Here is a 16,485-nt window from a genome sequence, read left to right as displayed (position 1 = left end):
TTCACCCGGGGATAGGGAAAGTCGCGTAAGGTTTTTCAACCTCTTCGATGTGGGGCGGCAATATCAAATCGACGCCGTCCTCGATAACCGGACCAGGGAGCGACAGCATAAACTTGGTTTCTTTACACAAGCTGAAGCAGCTCTTGAGATAATCGCCGGTTAGATGGCTAAGCCACTGCGAGCCAAGTTTGCTTTGAATGGTCGCGTCCACCTCGTGGGCCGTCCATTCGTCCGGCCGGAACCAATCGGAAGCGATCAAGAAGCCCCAAGTCGAAAGGAATGAGGGAATGGCCGCGCTGTAGGAATGCACTTCGGCGAATACCGTCCGCAACGTGCGCGCCAAGGCGGCATGGGGGGCCGCGTCATCGAAGCAGAACTCCAATCCCTGCACCGCAACGATGCCTTCCGGACGCAGGCGACGCTTGAGCAATTCATAAAACTGCCGGGTGTACAGGGCTTGCGCCGGCCCGTTATCCAGCATGTCGACCACGTCGATAATCACCACATCATAACGGGCATCGTCGTTCTCCATGAACTGCCGCCCGTCTTCGTAGACCAATCTCACCCGCGGATCATCGAAAGCCCCGCGGTGCCAAGTGCCCATGTGTTCCCGGCACAAATCGACCAGCTCTTGATCCAAATCGACCATGGTCGCCGTTTTAACCGAGCGATGCACCAGCACTTCGCGCAACGTGGCGCCTTCGCCGCCGCCGATGATCAAAACGTCGCGGGGCGACGGATGACGCAGCATTGCCGGCTGAACCAATACCTCGTGGTAAAGGGATTCGTCGTCCTGCGAGCTTTGAATGGCGCCGTCCAGCATCAACGCACGGCCATAATTAACCGTATCGGCGATCAATACGTTTTGATAAGCGGTTTTGCCGCTGTACAAGATATTCCGCAAACGATAGGTATAGCGGTCGAACGGATCGCTGTCTTCGATGAAGATCAGGGAACCGTTACCCAGCGATTCCGGCGTCGGAGCCTCGACATAGTAACGGTCCGGCGGCAACTCCGGCAGCAAATACGGCCGGGTTTTTTGACTCTTGCCGGACAAGGCGGGCATAAGCAATGAATTCATAGAGACACCATTCCGAATAGGTTATTGAAATTACCGAATCAAATTTGTCCGCGATCCAGCCTGCGAACGTCGATCCGGTCGCTCTCGAAGGCGGTCTTCAGGTAGTTGACGGCGGCGTCGCCGTCCAGCACGTCGCCGCAAGTGAAAATATCGATAGCGGCATATTTATATTCCGGCCAGGTGTGTATGGTGAGGTGCGACTCGGAAATCACAACCACCCCCGATATGCCTATCGGATTGAATTTATTGAAACTCACGCTGATTATCGTGGCATTGGCCGCCTTCGCCGCGCCGACCATGACCTGCTCCACCCACTGCACGTCGTCGAACTGACCGGCCTCGCAGTCGTACAACTCCAAGATCATATGCATGCCGAGGGCCGGATTTTTATTTTTTGCTGCTAAAGCATGAACAGACATATATCCACCTTATGTTTTGTCGATCAACGTTTACTGGAAGTGCGTCTACTTTAAAGAAACCCATGCGACAAGTTGTTCCAGAATTGCAAATGTATGTAAAACCATGGAAGGCCGCATCGGTATCGCGAAAAATATTCCTCAAAACGGGGGGTACAAAAAAAGAAGCCCAGGCGAGTATCGCCTGGGCCGAGAGGGGAGTGCCTTTTAGAAACTAAGCGAGGTGTTTAAATAAAGCGTGTTGTTGTCGCTGGCTCGGGTCGCAACCCCGGACGGATCCACATTGCGGTCGCCGCCGTTGAATTTGTTATACGCGACGTACTGCACGGCAAAGCGCAAGTTCAGCCACGGCGCGGCCGTCGAATTATGCTTGCCGAAAGGAACGTAACTCGCCTCGGCGGTGAAATACTCCGAAGCCGGCTTATTGGAAATATTGTTCTCGTACAGCACCGTGTCTTTGGTACCGCCGATGCGGTTGTAACCGAACGTCACCCCGTAGGTTTGCTGGTAGGTATAACTCGCGTTCAATGCCGCGGCGTTGAGCTGTTGATTGGATTTTGCCGCGCCGCCGGCCGACTGGGTCGCCGCCAAATTCTGGCTTTCCCTAATATAAGACCCCTTCAGCTCGAAAATATGGTCCATATTCGCCAGATATTGATACGTGGCGTCGACGCCCAGGTCGGTGTATCGATCCGTATTGGTGTGATTGAGGGGATCGGGAAACACATTGGCGCGGAAGCCGAACTGGCCGACGGAGAAATAGTGCCCGTTCCAGTCCTTTTGCAAAGCGACCCGCCAGTACGGCGCGCCGCCGTCTACGGTCCGGGGATCGTAGTTGCCCATGCTTTTCTGCGCGTTTTTGCTGAACGAACCATAGGCGCCCGCTTCCAGGAACACGAGATCGTTGATCATGGTGTACAGGCTGGCGCCGCCCAACTGGCCGCCGAAACTGCCGATGATGGGAGCGGCCCCGGGGGTGTTGGCCAGCCGAGAGCTCGCGTAGGGATAACCCCAGGCGGTGGTCGTATTCCACAGGTCTTGCACGGACGGATTGTTGTTAAAGGAAACGCCGTACACCAAATCCTGCCCCCACAACGTGGCTTGGTCCGCCACACGAATATCGGTATTGTCCAAGGCCAAGCGATCCTGCACGCCATCGTAGGTCATCTGGACGAATGCGCCGGCCTTCCCATACACCTTGCCGCCGTAAAACAAAGACGCCTGGTCCAAGGCGAAATTATTGTTGGCGTTGTAGCCGCGATTGTGCAGGGAGCTGTTTTTGTCCGGTTGCTGCGAAGAAACGATGGCCGGATTATCCCGTTTCGTATTGGTGAATGAACCTTCGATCAGCGCACTAACCGGCGGCAAATTGCTCTCGCCGTTGCTCCAGGTATATCCGTTCAGCTTGAATTGCCGTCCGTACGGCGTAAGGCCCGGCCCGAAGGATTGCACGTGACACGCGCTGCACGCGGAACCGGTTTGACGGGCGAAACTCGGCAAAGCTTGCGTTTCGCCGGCCATCATCAAACCCGCCAGCCCGACCCAAAGCAGCCCCATAAAACCCAGCGGACGACGCGCCCCCAAAGCAACCCACATAACCAACCTCTTTACTATTGAAAAAAACAATCAAAACAATCGTCGAAAAACCAACCGGCAACGGCGGTTTATCTACCGCAATAAACGCCGTCGAAAACCGGACCGATTATCAACCCGCCGTTACATGGCGCCGCTGAACGGCGGCTGCGACCGGTGGAACCACATCTGGTAAAGGCTGATGATGATTTGCGCCCCCATGGACATCCCCATCAATACGCCGGCGAGTACCACAACGTGGGAAAACCAAGACACCTGTTTGGTCACAAACCACGAAAACACGTCGATAAACATGGCAAGAAACGGAATCACGACCAAAGCGCGCTTGGCGAACACGTTGATTTCGCTCAGCACGAATATTTTTCCGATGAAATACAAAATGAATGCGATGCCGAACAAATGAATATGGGAAACCCTTATCAAGGCCGGCAGCGATGCGCCGCCGGACTTAGCCACGGCCAAAACCCCTTGATACGAGGTCAAGTCCGGCAAGCCGGGGTTTATATCGGGGGAATGGCAACGTTGGCAGTCCCGCGCCAGTATCGGCGCCACTTCGTTGCGATAGCCCGACTCGTCGGCGCCGGCATGTATCCATTTCACGATGACATCCTTATCGCTTTTGTAACGCAAATTCGGCTCCATAATGCCGTTGAGGGCGGACTCGAGCCGCGTTTTATCGTCCGCTCCGTGATAGGCGATAACAATATCGTCCATACTCAATCCCGGTTTTCCGTCGCGCCCCTGATGGGTGTAATACAAATTCGCCAGCGCGAATACATAGCCGCAGCCGATAGCGCAAAGGAAAACGCTATTCAGCAAAATTTCGCTCACCGACAAGTCGGCAAAACGACGGTAGCTAGGATTGGAATTCATCGATCGTTCCGGTGGGTTCCGAGCGGTCCGCAGGCCGGCGCAGCCGCTGGGAAAGCCGCGATTATTTGAGGCTCAAAATCCAGCGCACCAAGGCTCGGGCCTCGTCCGCCGTCACCTGGGAATTGGGGGGCATGGACATCGATCCCCACACCCCCGAACCGCCGTGCATGACTTTCTCCACCAGACGATCCTCCGCGTCGGGCTGACCCGCATATTTTTCAGCCACCTGCTTATAGGCCGGCCCCATGCGCTTTTGCTCGACGGCATGGCAACCGAGGCACGCTTTCGCCCGCGCCAGCTCCTCGCTGGCCGTTGCCGCAGAATTATGAAAAACGCCAAGGGCGAGAAGCCCGATCGCACAGAAAATTTTCATCGCTTACGCTCCGTTGATGGCGTGCCGGGCGGATTCCGCGACATCGCGGAAATCGGCGCGGGGGGTAATTAGCGCGGACGTCGTCACGCCGTGGCTGCGGCAATAGGCTTGCGCCCCGCTGTCGGCGCTTAATCGGCGGCTTTTGATGACCACCTCGGTGCCTCGATCCGGCACCCGAATGATGTCCACCAGCAAAGGCGGTTTCGCGCACCGTCCACAGGAGGTGCAGCTTTCCTCGCCCATGAACAGGTATTTGGTTTGCTTGGCCTGCGTGTCCCGGACGATGGCGCAACGGCCGTTCGACTCCAGCGCCAACGCCTCGGCGTAGAGCACCACCCGTTCCGGCGCGGCGGCGCCGAGCGCGCCCATGATGCGATAGACGTACATGGCGCTATAGCCTCGCCGGCGGCGCGCTTGGGCTGCGCGGCGATGGCCAGGCGTCGTACGCGGCAAGGCTCGCCCGGCGGCAACGGCGATGCTGAATGCGGCAGAAGGCGATCACCCCCGCCACGGTGCTCGACATTACGGCGATGAGTATCGCCTCCAGGATGGTCATGCTGCGTCGCTCCTCGCGTTGAACTCGCCAATGGCTTTGGCTCGTCATTGCAGGGCGCATGCCAAACGCCGCCGCCTCGCCCAACAAGGCGATCTAAGCGTTTGATATATCGAAACAAACCCGCCGGTTAACGCAGGCGGACGACGGGCGCAGCAACCGCCGCCAGGGGGACGTGCTGTCTACGAAAATTGCGGGGTTGCTACTTTTTTTGCAGGAGGTTCAGTGGGGACAAGCCCGGTTGGCGGCGTGAGGAGACGCCTCGTCGCCGCGCAGGTACACCAGCACGGTGACGCGGGCATCGATGGCGCAGGCGGAAACGTAACCCACCGCGCCCGGGGTATCCGCCACGAAGCGGATGACCGCTTCTTCCGAAGGCAGCATGAAGGGAGGGAACACGCCCTGAAAATACTGCTGGTTCCAGTAGGCTTCCAATTCTTCCGGCTCCATTTTCAACACGCGCCGGGAGAACAACTGCCGCAGCGGCTCGGAGGCAGGCAGGTTGACCGGTTCGATTTTGCGTCCGTCCGGCCAATACAGCGTCTTGCGGCGGTAAATGCGGGCCAGCAGCTCCAAATCCAGCGTGCGCGGGGCATCGCGACTGGACACCACCACGGCCAATTCGGCGTTTTTTTCCGCCGCCGCAGGAAGGGCGCAGGGCAGCCACAACAGTAGCCACGACAGGGCCAACCGTATCATCCGACGCCCCATGTCAGAACAGCACCGAAACGGAAGCGGCGAGTCCCACGGGCGTCTCGGCGGTGGTATGCGTGCCGGCGCCGTATTCCAGCTTGAACACCAACGGGGTCACCGGCTTGTAGGCCAATCCGCCGATCCACAATTGCGCCGGCAGGGAGGCATTGACGCCTTTGTACACCTCGTAGCGTCCTACCGCATACAAGCGCTCGGACAAGGGGGCTACGCCCTGGGCGTAAAGCCCCCAAGCGTCTTGCTGCACCACTCCGGAAGAGCGGCGGTAGACGAATTCGCCGCTGAGCTCGTAGCGGCCATGGGTCCAAAAACCGTCCACGCCGAACAGGTTCTGCGCGGCGCTGGAGGCCGGACTGCTGCGGAAGCTGGCGTAGGAAAAACCTATTTGGGCGCGCCCCGGCTCGCCGTAGGTCGTGTGCATGCCGTAGGCGTTGCCGAATTCGCCGTCGTCGGGATGGCGCGCCGGGTCGGGCAGCACCGACGCATAGGCCTGGTACTCCAAGTTCCGGCCCAGCAAGGGAATATCGCCGAACACCATGGCGCCGGCGGAGCGCTGGGAAAACGGCACCTGGGTGACGACGGGCCGCGACGTGGTCCACACCAGGGGATCGGCGTGTATAAGATTCCAGCGGCCGATGGGCGTCAGGAATTTGCCCACGCGCACATTGGCCGATTCGTTGAAGCTGAAGTCGCTGTACAAGCGCTCCAGGCGGATCGCCGCCGGACCGGCATCGACACCGTGGCCTTCGCGAATCGTCAGGCCGTCCTCTACCTCCACTTCGGAGAACAAGCGCCAGTGCTCGCTGGCCTGCCAGGTGATGAACAGGCTAAGGTCGCTCAGCTCGGCATGGCTGCCGCCGCTGTGGGGCGCCATCACGTCCAGGTTGGCGTAACCGCCCAGGGTCAGATCGGTGTCGGCGATCCGATAGCCTCGTCCCAAGCGGTAACCGCCGAACTCCGGCACGTCGGCCGCTGACGCCGTCAACGCCAAGCCGCATAAAATCCCGGCGCAAAAACCGACTCGCCCCTTTACCATGTTGCCGTCCCCACAAGCGCATCTCCCCGCCATACAATTCCGCCGCCCGCCATGACCATCCGCAGCACCCTGTCCATCGCCTTTCTCGCCCTGACCCTGGCTAGCGCCTCGGTGCTGACGGCGCTGGCGTTTTTCCAGGCGCGCCAGGTGCTCAAGGAAGAGATCGCCGACAGTCTTGCCGGCCAGGCGGTGGCCTCCATGGAGCTCATCGACCGCCTCATGTTCGAGCGATTATCCAGCATCCACACCTGGAGCCACGTGGAGATTATGCAGGATATCCGGGTGCGGGATCTGGACAAGCGCCTGTCGCGCTTCCTGACCGACATGCGACTGCACTACGGCATTTTCGAAAGCCTCTACGCCGCCCTGGCCGACGGCACGGTGGTGGCGTCCACCGATCCGGCCCAGGTGGGCACCATGGTCGAGCCCAGCGCGGACACCCTCAAAATCACGCTGCCGGACGGCGACGTGTTCCTGCAGGAGGCCGAGCGGCAACAGGGACAGGGGGCGGCGCTGCCGATCCGCGCCCCCATCCACAACGCCTTCGGCCAAGGCGATCTGGGCAATTTGTACGTGCGTTACGACTGGGCGGATTTACAGCGCCTGTTGGATCGCCTGGCGGACGACGGCGAGCGCCTGGCCTTGCTGCTGGACGATCAAGGCCAGGTATTGGCGGCGTCGGCCGCCTTGCGCGAACGGGGCATGCCGGGGCGGCGCCTGCCGCCCGAATGGCTGTCGGCGACGCAACGGAGCGGCGGCGTCAGCGAGGATGGCGACAACCTGTTGGGAGCCGGGCCGGTGCTGGTGGAGCAGGCCCGCTCCAGCGGCTATCGAGGCGCGCCGGGCCTGGGCTGGTCGCTGGTGTTGGCGCAGCCGTTGTCCAGCGCCTTCCTGCCGGTGGAACGCATGCGGCTGGCCTTCTTCGTCCTGCTGGCCGTGACCGCGGTGGTCGCCGTGGTGCTGGCCCATCTGGTGGCGGGGCGCATCGCCCAGCCCATCGTGCAGCTGACTCAATTCACCCGCCGCTTCATGCGCTCCCAGAGCACGGCGGACGTCCCCAGCGCCCAGCGCGGCGAGGTGGGCGAACTGACCGGCGCCTTCGTGCAGATGATCGGCGACCTGGAGCATTCCCGCCAAAACCTGGTGCGCGCCGCCAAATTGGCGACCGTGGGCGAACTGGCGGCGATCATGGCCCACGAGGTGCGCACGCCGCTCGGCATCCTGCGCTCCTCGGCGCAGATGCTCAAGCGCGAACCCAATCTCAGCGGCGAAGGCCGCGAAATGCTGGACTTCATCGTCGACGAGTCGGATCGCCTCAACAAGCTGGTATCCACCCTGCTGGACGCGGCCCGCCCCCGCGCGCCGCAATTCCGCCGCCACGACCTGCACGCCATCGTCCAGCGGGTCGCCGGCCTGCTCGGCCACCAGGCGCAAAAAAAACGCATCCGCCTGGACACCCGACTCCACGCCGCAGATCCTTTCCTGGCTTGCGACGACGAGCAAATGGTGCAGGTGCTGCTCAACCTGGTGCTCAACGCCATCCAGCACACGCCGGACGGCGGCACGGTGCAAATCGACTGCCGCGACGAGGGCGGCGGCCTGGCCATGGCGGTGAACGACAGCGGCCCCGGCATCCCGGAAGAAAGCCGCGCGCAAATATTCGACCCGTTCTACACTCGCCGCGAAGGCGGTATCGGCCTGGGCTTGGCGGTGGTGCAACAAATCGTCGCCGCCCACCAAGGCCGCATCCAAGTGGACCGCTCCGCCTTGGGCGGGGCGCTATTCCTGGTGCTCCTGCCGCGCGATCCCGTTCCAACGTCCAACCAGCCATCCTGACACCATGCCCGACAAAACCGTACTCATCGTCGACGACGAACCGAAAATGCAGCGCGTGCTGGAAATCATGCTCAAGCAAATGGGCCACCGTCCGCTGTTGGCCGGCAACGGTCTGGAGGCCCTGGAACAAATCGAAGCCCACGCCGTGGACTTGGTGGTGAGCGACCTGCAAATGCCGCAGATGAACGGACTGCAACTGCTGGAAGCCCTGCGCGGCCAGGACAGCGACCTGCCCTTCATCATGATCACCGCCTACGGCACGGTGGAGTCGGCGGTGGAGGCCATGAAGCACGGCGCCTGCGACTACATCATCCGCCCCTTCGACGTGGAGCAGGTGGAGCTGTCCATCACCCGCGCCTTGGAACTGGGCCGGGTGCAGCGGGAAAACCGCTTCCTCAAGAGCGAGGTGTCCAAGGGGTGGGGGGAATTCGTCGGCCAAAGCGCCGCCATGCGCCAGGTCTACGAACACATCGGCCAAGTGGCGCGCGGCAAAACCAACGTGTTGCTGGTAGGGGAAACCGGCACCGGCAAGGAACTGGCCGCCCGCGCCATCCACCAGGCCTCGCCGCGCAAGGACGCCCTGTTCGTGCCGATCAACTGCGCCGCCATCCCGGCCGACATCCTGGAAAGCGAGCTGTTCGGCCACACCAAGGGCGCCTTCACCGGCGCCGTCAAGGATCGCATGGGCAAATTCGAGTTGGCCGGCGGCGGCACGATCTTTCTCGACGAAATCACCGAAATGCCCATGCCCTTGCAGGCCAAGCTATTGCGGGTGCTGCAGGAGGGCGTGGTGGAGCGGCTGGGCAGCAATCGGCCCATGGAGGTCGACGTGCGCGTCATCGCCGCCACCAACCGCAATCCCAGGGAAGCCATTGCCGACGGCAAACTGCGGGAGGATTTGTACTACCGCATCCAGGTATTCACCGTGGAATTGCCGCCCTTGCGCCAGCGGTTGGAGGACATCCCCAGCCTGGCCGGCCATTTCCTCGACAAGCACAGCGCCAAACTGGGCTATCCGGTGCCCGACATCGCCCCGGCCGCCCTCGCCTGCCTGCAGCGCTATCCCTGGCCCGGCAACGTGCGGGAACTGGAGAACGTCATGGAGCGCGCCGTGGTGCTCAGCGGCGGCGAGCACGTGGACGTGCGCCACCTGCCGCTGGAAATCGCCGAGCACGCGCCCTATGCCGCCGGCGGCAACGCCGCGCCCGCGCCGGCCGACCCGGCCGGCTTGGCGCTGGACCCGGCGGTGGAAGCCCTGGAGCGGGAATTCATCGGCCGTGCGCTGGAACAAACCGGCGGCAACAAGACCCGCGCGGCACGCTTGCTGGAAATCAGCGAACGCACCCTGTGGTACAAACTGAAGAAATACGGCTTGAGCTGAAGACGCGCAACGCCTTGCCGGCGTTTTTCCATCAGCTCAGCAGCACCGCCACGATGCCGGTCATAAAAATGCCGTCGAACGTGCCGGCGCCGCCGATGGCGGCCACGGGAACGCCCATGGCGCGAATGTCCTTCAAGCGCAACACGTCGGCGCCCAGCAACACGCCCAAGGAACCGCTGATGTAGGCCAGGGGCGCGCGTAACTCGCCGTCCAGCATCAGCGATACCAGCGCGGCGGTAACCGGCGCGATGAAGATCGGCATGCCGATGCCCAAGCCGGGAATCGGCCGGCTGAAGGCATAGCTGACCGCGCTCACGGCGGCGACGCCCAGCGCCACGGCCATCGGATCGAGCGAGTGATGGCGCAGCAAATACGCGCAGAAAAACAGCGGAACCAGACAGCCCCCCACGTTCACAGCGATGACCGTGCGGCCGGTGAAAGGCTCGGGCGCGCCGCGCAGCAAGCCGAACTGGAAAGGCTCCAACGGCTGTGCCGGCGCCTCGCTCTCCATGCTCATCAGCGGCAGGTTGAGCAGGCTCCCCAGCAACGAGGTGAACAACAGCAAGGTGGCGGAATCGGACGACAACCCCAGCTTCTCGAAACTCAACGTCATCAGACCGAATTGCAGGCTGACGATCAGGCCGAGGATGAGGAATCCCAGCAAAAACAGGTGAAAAGGCGAAAAACTACCGCGCATGGACGGCCCCCTTTGGGCAAGAAAGCGCGGCGGCTGCAAACCGCCGCGCCGGGAAAACGGAAGAGCGCCGACGCATAGCCGCCGGGGCTCGCTAGCCCACTTTGATGGACTTGCGCTTAGCGCCCTCGACCTTGGGCAGGACCAGTTCCAGCACGCCGTCCTTGAAACTGCTCTTGACCTTGTCGCCGTCCATGTCGCCGGGCAGCGCGATAGCGCGCATAAACTCGCCCCGGCTAAGCTCGCGGCGATGGTAGTGCTCGTCGTCCTGCTTCTTCTCCTGCTGGACGGCGGCACGGATGGTCAGCGTGCGGTCGCTGAGGGAAACGTCCAGATCGTCCTTCGCAACGCCGGGCAGCTCGGCCCGCACCACCACCTCCTGCGGCCGGTCGATCACGTCGACCTTGGGCACGCGCCCGCCAAAGGGAGATTCCAGTTCCGGCCAAGCCGGCCAGTGGCGGCGCAACATCGGCGACAACCAACCCCGAGAAAAAGCCTCGTCGAACCAGCGATCCATCTCGTCGAAAGGGCTCAGAGCGACGGGACGCTGCGGCTGCAATGCTTTGCCGGCGGGTGCTTGGGCTTCTTTCTTTGCCATGGGAATGCTCCTTGTTTCTCGATTGACAACAGTTGCAGTTTAGTCTCTCGCCGCGATCTTGCGCCGCCCGACCCTCCCCGCCCCGACGGCGGGCTTAGCCGAACCCCCTCCCGACAAGGTATACTATCCCCATTTTTACCGACGGCTGGGGTAGCTCTAAATGCGTATCGAACAAGAAGCCCTTACCTTTGACGATGTGCTGTTGATACCGGCCCATTCTTCAGTGCTGCCGCGCGACGTCAGCCTGAAAACGCGGCTGACGCGCACCATCGATCTGCACATTCCCTTGGTGTCCGCCGCTATGGACACCGTCACCGAAGCCCGGCTGGCCATCACCCTGGCCCAGGAAGGCGGCATCGGCATCATGCACAAGAACATGACGGCCGAACAACAGGCCGCCGAAGTGAGCCGGGTCAAGAAATACGAAAGCGGCGTCATCAAGGAGCCCATCACCGTATCGCCCCATATCAGCATCCGCGAAGTGCTGGCGCTGACCCGCGCGAAAAACATCTCTGGCGTGCCGGTGGTGGACGGCGACGAACTGGTGGGGATCGTCACCAGCCGCGACCTGCGCTTCGAAACCCGTTTCGACGCGCCGGTGTCGCAAGTGATGACCCCCAAAGAGCGCCTGATCACGGTTCAGGAAGGCGCCGGCAAGGAAGAAGTCATTCACCTCCTGCACAAGCACCGCATCGAAAAAGTGCTGGTGGTGAATAAGCAGTTCCAGTTGCGCGGCATGATCACCGTCAAGGACATCCAAAAATCCAAGGACTACCCCAACGCCTGCAAGGACGAGCAGGAACGCCTGCGGGTCGGCGCGGCCGTCGGCACCGGCGCCGGCACCGACGAGCGCGTGGCGGCCTTGGTAGCCGCCGGCGTGGACGTGGTGGTGGTGGACACCGCCCACGGCCATTCCGAAGGCGTGCTGGAGCGGGTGCGCTGGGTGAAAAAGCACTTCCCGCACCTGCAAGTGATCGGCGGCAACATCGCCACCGCCGACGCGGCGCGCGCCTTGGCCGCGGCCGGCGCCGACGCGGTGAAAGTGGGCATCGGCCCCGGCTCCATCTGCACCACCCGCATCGTCGCCGGCGTGGGCGTGCCGCAGATCACCGCCGTGTCCAACGTGGCCGACGCGCTGAAAGACACCGGCATCCCGGTCATCGCCGACGGCGGCATCCGCTATTCCGGCGACATCGCCAAGGCTTTGGCCGCCGGCGCCCACTGCATCATGCTTGGCGGCCTGTTCGCCGGCACCGAGGAAGCGCCCGGCGAAGTGGAGCTGTACCAGGGCCGCTCCTACAAGTCCTACCGCGGCATGGGATCCCTGGGCGCCATGGCCCAGCAGCACGGCTCCTCCGACCGCTACTTCCAGGAAGAAACCGACCTGGCGGAAAAGCTGGTGCCGGAAGGCATCGAAGGCCGCGTGCCCTACAAAGGCACCCTGGTGGCCATCGTCCACCAACTGGTGGGCGGCATCCGCGCCGCCATGGGCTATACCGGCTGCGCCACCATCGACGAAATGCGCACCAAAGCCCGCTTCGTGCGCATCACCAGCGCCGGCATCCGCGAAAGCCACGTGCACGACGTGGCGATCACCAAGGAAGCGCCCAACTACCGCTTGGATTGATCGCCTTTTCATTGGAACTGGCCGCGCAAGGAAGCGCAGCGAGCCCCCGCTCAGCAACGCAACAAACCAGGAGAGCCGCCATGACCACCCAGCTTGCCGATACCTTGCGCCTGGTGGAGCAGTTGAACCTGCCGTTTCCTTGGGAAACCAACGCACAAGGACAGATCATCATGACGCCGGTCAATTTCGGACATAGTCGCTACGTCGGCCATTTGATCCGCCGCATCGCCGCCATCGCGCCGCAATGGGAAAGCGGCTCGGAACTCGGCGTTATCACTTCCGACGGAGTCAAAGCTCCCGATGTTTACTTAGCCAGCGCGGCTTATGTATCCCGCCACGAAGGTGGCTTGGGCTATGTTGCAGAAGCCCCGGAAGTCTGCGTAGAAGTCATGTCCCCTTCCAACACTTGGCAAGAAATGCACAGCAAAATGCCTTTGTATTTCGAAGTAGGCGCGCAGGAGGTTTGGATCGTCGATACCGGCGGCAAAGTCGCCTTCTTCGCCCCCGGCAATACGCCGCTGGAACACAGCCGCCTGATCCCCGACGCCCCCACGCAAATTTAAGAATTCCATGACCGACATCCACGCCCACAAAATCCTCATCCTCGACTTCGGCTCCCAGTACACCCAGCTCATCGCCCGCCGCGTACGCGAAATCGGCGTTTACTGCGAAATCCACCCCTGGGACTGCGGCGAGGACTTCGTCAAAAGCTTCGCGCCGCAAGGCATCATCCTCTCCGGCGGCCCGGAATCGGTGACGGAAGACAACTCGCCCCGCACCCCGCAAGCGGTGTTCGATTTGCGGGTGCCGGTGTTCGGCATCTGCTACGGCCTGCAAACCATGACCGTGCAACTGGGCGGCACGGTGGAAGCCGGCCACCACCGCGAATTCGGCTATGCGCAAGCTCGGGCACGCGGCCATTCGGCGCTGCTGAAAGACATCGAAGACCACACCAGCCCGGAAGGCCACGGCCTGCTGGACGTGTGGATGAGCCACGGCGACCGCGTCACGCAGCTGCCGGAAGGCTTCAAGCTCATCGCCAGCAGCGACGGCGCGCCCATTTGCGGCATCGCGGACGAAACCCGCCACTACTACGGCGTGCAATTCCACCCGGAAGTCACCCACACCCGCCAGGGCCAGCGCATCCTGCAACGCTTCGTGCTGGAAATCTGCGGCTGCCAAGCGCTATGGACGGCGCAAAACATCATCGACGACAGCATTGCTTCCGTCCGCGCCAAGGTGGGCACGGATCAGGTGATCCTGGGCCTGTCCGGCGGCGTGGACTCCTCCGTAGTGGCGGCGCTGCTGCACAAGGCCATCGGTCCGCAGCTTACCTGCGTGTTCGTCGACACCGGCCTGCTGCGGCTGAACGAAGGCGACCAGGTGATGAAGATTTTCGCCGACCACCTGGGCGTGAAAGTTATCCGCGTCAACGCCGAAGCCCGCTATTTGGAAGCCCTCAAAGGCGTGGAAGACCCGGAAGCCAAGCGCAAGATCATCGGCCGGCTGTTCGTGGAAATCTTCGACGAGGAATCCGCCAAGCTCACCGACGCCCGCTGGCTGGCGCAGGGCACCATCTACCCGGACGTGATCGAATCGGCCGGCAGCAAGACCGGCAAGGCCCACGTCATCAAGTCCCACCACAACGTCGGCGGCCTGCCGGAAGACATGAAGCTCAAGCTGGTGGAACCCCTGCGCGAACTGTTCAAGGACGAAGTGCGCAAAATCGGACTGGAACTGGGCCTGCCCTACGAAATGGTCTACCGCCACCCCTTCCCCGGCCCCGGCCTGGGCGTGCGCATCCTCGGCGAAGTGAAGAAGGAATACGCGGACCTGCTGCGCCGCGCCGACGCCATCTTCATCGAAGAGTTGTACCGCCACGACCTGTACGACAAGACCAGCCAGGCCTTTGCCGTGTTCCTGCCGGTGAAGTCCGTCGGCGTCATGGGCGACGGCCGTCGCTACGACTACGTCGTGGCCCTGCGCGCCGTGGAAACCATCGACTTCATGACCGCCCGCTGGGCCCACCTGCCCTACGACTTCCTCGATCTGATGTCGCGGCGCATCATCAACGAAGTGCCAGGCATTTCCCGCGTGGTCTACGACATCTCCGGCAAGCCGCCAGCGACGATCGAGTGGGAGTAAATTGGCCTAGTCTCACGCCGCGTCAAACTGTATCAAGGGCCGCACTCTGGGAACAATTGCCGCTCGTCTTGGGAGAATCAACGAGCGTGCATAGGCTCACACCGGCGCCAAACCCATCATTCGGCGATGCCTGCACTCAAGTGCAGGCCCTGGACCGCCTGCTTATTGGCAAACACCACCAACAACAGTGACACGCTTCGCAAATTTCTTGTGGCTTTTACTGCCATTTATGGCAGGATAGAGAAAATCCAATAAAAAAAGCAGGGGTGAACGCCATGTCCAGTGTCCAGCTCAACAATGCCGCTATACGCAATTACGCTGCCTACCAGATGCAGGCCAGGCTTCAGCAGCAGCTAGGCTCGGGGCAACAGATGGAACGGCTCAGCTCAGGCAGCAAGCTCAACAAGGCGGCCGATGACGCAACGACTGGAACAACGGCGCAGGACGGACTTCAGCAGCTAGGCTCGGGGCAGCAAAGGCTGCAGCTGATCGGCTCAGGCCAATCCATAACGACGACCAATGCCGAAGAAACCAAGGTCGGAGACGCGGTTGGCACGACGTTTGGTGACAATGGAGTGACCGCCACTATTTCGGCGACTGGCGCGGCTCTGGCTGCCGGTGGAACGGACCAAAGAGGGGTAGAGGGTGCAAACGTTCGGGATTTCGATTACTCATCTGAAATCACACGGTTTGCCAAAACCTTTGCTAGTACAGCCCAGCTTGGGCAAACCCCGAGTGGTTCAATTGATCGGTCGTCTGATCCCAATATTACCCAACGATCCCAACAAACGACGGGAGCCGGCACTGCAAACATGCTTGCCGGCGCAGGGATGTCCTTGAATATTGGTGATTTTACTGGTGCAAATGCCGGCGCAGGGCAAACCGGGCAAGAACCCACAGAAGGTGGGGCCAATACCAACCAGAACAAAGTAGACTTAGCGGCTACAGAAGAGCGGCCGTCGCTAAGCGGGTTGACCGTGAACACTGCGAATGCCATTGCTGCTCTCGCCCCAATTAGCCAGGACGCCATGCAGCAGCTTTTGCGCCCTGGGTGACGCTAGCTAACTAGCCGAGGGCTACAGCAATCCAGCCCCCGCATGGTCTTTGAACAGGTTGGCCGACCGCACATAGCCGGCCAGCACATCCGTCGATTTGTGGCGGCTCAATCCGCCATTTTGAAAATCGACGCGCCAGCCTCAGCCGCCGAGGTAACGAACCCGGCCCGTAGGCTATGGCCGCCGAACTCGGCCGGATTCAGTCCGGCCCTGCCGGCGTAGGCCTTCACCAGTTCCCCCACTGACTTGTCCGACAGGGTGTCGCCCCCCGGCCGCCTTTGCCGATGGCGCGGAACACCGGCCCCTCCACGATGCCGGCAGCGTCCAGCCAGGCCCGTAGCGCCACCACCGCCCACCATCTAGCCACCACCTCAACCCCGCGTCAGCCGTGCCTTTCCACATGACCTTCCCCGACGTTATCCACAGTTTCTGTGGATAGATGGCTTCTCAATTACGCGCATACGCGTATGCGCGTAATTCCTACCGACAGCCTGAAAAGCCCGTCCGCGGCCC

The 16,485-nt window shown here is 61.7% G+C and carries 17 protein-coding genes; 6 read left to right on the top strand and 11 right to left on the bottom strand.

The window, feature by feature from the left end; all coding sequences use genetic code 11:
* Nucleotide 1: 1 nt before the first annotated feature.
* The 9 genes from K5607_RS03710 to K5607_RS03670 all read right to left on the bottom strand — a co-directional run bounded on the left by K5607_RS03710 (nt 2) and on the right by K5607_RS03670 (nt 6,636).
* Entirely contained in the window at nt 2-1,081 is a 1,080-nt protein-coding gene (locus tag K5607_RS03710; RefSeq protein ID WP_221048230.1) for a fused MFS/spermidine synthase, read from the bottom strand.
* 38 nt (nt 1,082-1,119) lie between these two features.
* Nucleotides 1,120-1,452, bottom strand: coding sequence for an adenosylmethionine decarboxylase (speD, locus tag K5607_RS03705; RefSeq protein WP_217994980.1), 333 nt, complete (start codon nt 1,450-1,452; stop codon nt 1,120-1,122).
* Between the two features lie 252 nt (nt 1,453-1,704).
* Nucleotides 1,705-3,093: a cytochrome C gene (locus tag K5607_RS03700; RefSeq protein ID WP_246598945.1), complete on the bottom strand. Its 1,389-nt coding sequence runs from the start codon at nt 3,091-3,093 to the stop codon at nt 1,705-1,707.
* 120 nt (nt 3,094-3,213) lie between these two features.
* Nucleotides 3,214-3,963, bottom strand: a complete 750-nt coding sequence (locus tag K5607_RS03695) for a hypothetical protein (protein ID WP_054773667.1) — start codon at nt 3,961-3,963, stop codon at nt 3,214-3,216.
* A 61-nt stretch (nt 3,964-4,024) separates the two neighbouring features.
* Entirely contained in the window at nt 4,025-4,336 is a 312-nt protein-coding gene (locus K5607_RS03690; protein ID WP_054773668.1) for a c-type cytochrome, read from the bottom strand.
* A gap of 3 nt (nt 4,337-4,339) precedes the next feature.
* The gene (locus K5607_RS03685) at nt 4,340-4,723 is read right to left on the bottom strand and encodes a hypothetical protein (RefSeq protein ID WP_054773669.1); all 384 of its coding nucleotides are present in this window, start codon (nt 4,721-4,723) and stop codon (nt 4,340-4,342) included.
* Nucleotides 4,724-4,727: 4 nt separating this feature from the next.
* Entirely contained in the window at nt 4,728-4,892 is a 165-nt protein-coding gene (locus K5607_RS03680) for a hypothetical protein (RefSeq protein WP_221048229.1), read from the bottom strand.
* A 219-nt stretch (nt 4,893-5,111) separates the two neighbouring features.
* A complete protein-coding gene (locus K5607_RS03675) occupies nt 5,112-5,588 on the bottom strand; it encodes a type 2 periplasmic-binding domain-containing protein (protein WP_246598944.1) in 477 nt (158 codons plus the stop codon).
* Between the two features lie 13 nt (nt 5,589-5,601).
* Nucleotides 5,602-6,636: a hypothetical protein gene (locus K5607_RS03670; RefSeq protein WP_221048228.1), complete on the bottom strand. Its 1,035-nt coding sequence runs from the start codon at nt 6,634-6,636 to the stop codon at nt 5,602-5,604.
* Nucleotides 6,637-6,687: 51 nt separating this feature from the next.
* On the opposite strand from K5607_RS03670, the gene K5607_RS03665 reads away from it, so the two are divergent.
* Together K5607_RS03665 and K5607_RS03660 are read left to right on the top strand one after the other, a co-directional pair.
* Nucleotides 6,688-8,472 carry a sensor histidine kinase gene (locus K5607_RS03665; protein WP_221048226.1) on the top strand — a complete coding sequence of 595 codons (1,785 nt, stop codon included), beginning with the start codon at nt 6,688-6,690 and terminating at the stop codon, nt 8,470-8,472.
* Nucleotides 8,473-8,476: 4 nt separating this feature from the next.
* Nucleotides 8,477-9,853 (top strand): sigma-54-dependent transcriptional regulator, encoded by a 1,377-nt coding sequence (locus K5607_RS03660; protein ID WP_221048225.1) that lies wholly within the window; start codon nt 8,477-8,479, stop codon nt 9,851-9,853.
* A gap of 31 nt (nt 9,854-9,884) precedes the next feature.
* Here the strand turns inward: K5607_RS03660 and K5607_RS03655 are convergent, their stop codons facing one another.
* Nucleotides 9,885-10,550, bottom strand: coding sequence for a DUF1614 domain-containing protein (locus K5607_RS03655; RefSeq protein ID WP_054774734.1), 666 nt, complete (start codon nt 10,548-10,550; stop codon nt 9,885-9,887).
* Nucleotides 10,551-10,641: 91 nt separating this feature from the next.
* Nucleotides 10,642-11,145 (bottom strand): Hsp20/alpha crystallin family protein, encoded by a 504-nt coding sequence (locus tag K5607_RS03650; protein WP_054774733.1) that lies wholly within the window; start codon nt 11,143-11,145, stop codon nt 10,642-10,644.
* A gap of 160 nt (nt 11,146-11,305) precedes the next feature.
* Here K5607_RS03650 and guaB point away from each other — a divergent pair, with 160 nt between their 5' ends.
* The 4 genes from guaB to K5607_RS03630 all read left to right on the top strand — a co-directional run bounded on the left by guaB (nt 11,306) and on the right by K5607_RS03630 (nt 15,972).
* Entirely contained in the window at nt 11,306-12,772 is a 1,467-nt protein-coding gene (gene guaB, locus K5607_RS03645) for an IMP dehydrogenase (RefSeq protein ID WP_221048224.1), read from the top strand.
* Between the two features lie 80 nt (nt 12,773-12,852).
* A complete protein-coding gene (locus K5607_RS03640; protein ID WP_221048223.1) occupies nt 12,853-13,335 on the top strand; it encodes a Uma2 family endonuclease in 483 nt (160 codons plus the stop codon).
* Nucleotides 13,336-13,342: 7 nt separating this feature from the next.
* Nucleotides 13,343-14,917, top strand: a complete 1,575-nt coding sequence (guaA, locus tag K5607_RS03635) for a glutamine-hydrolyzing GMP synthase (RefSeq protein WP_054773566.1) — start codon at nt 13,343-13,345, stop codon at nt 14,915-14,917.
* Nucleotides 14,918-15,192: 275 nt separating this feature from the next.
* A complete protein-coding gene (locus K5607_RS03630) occupies nt 15,193-15,972 on the top strand; it encodes a hypothetical protein (protein WP_221048222.1) in 780 nt (259 codons plus the stop codon).
* The last annotated feature ends 513 nt before the right edge of the window (nt 15,973-16,485 follow it).

This window comes from Methylogaea oryzae (genome assembly GCF_019669985.1).
GTDB lineage: Bacteria > Pseudomonadota > Gammaproteobacteria > Methylococcales > Methylococcaceae > Methylogaea > Methylogaea oryzae.
Note: the sequence above shows the minus strand (reverse complement) of the source record. Positions and strands in the feature narration are given on the sequence as shown.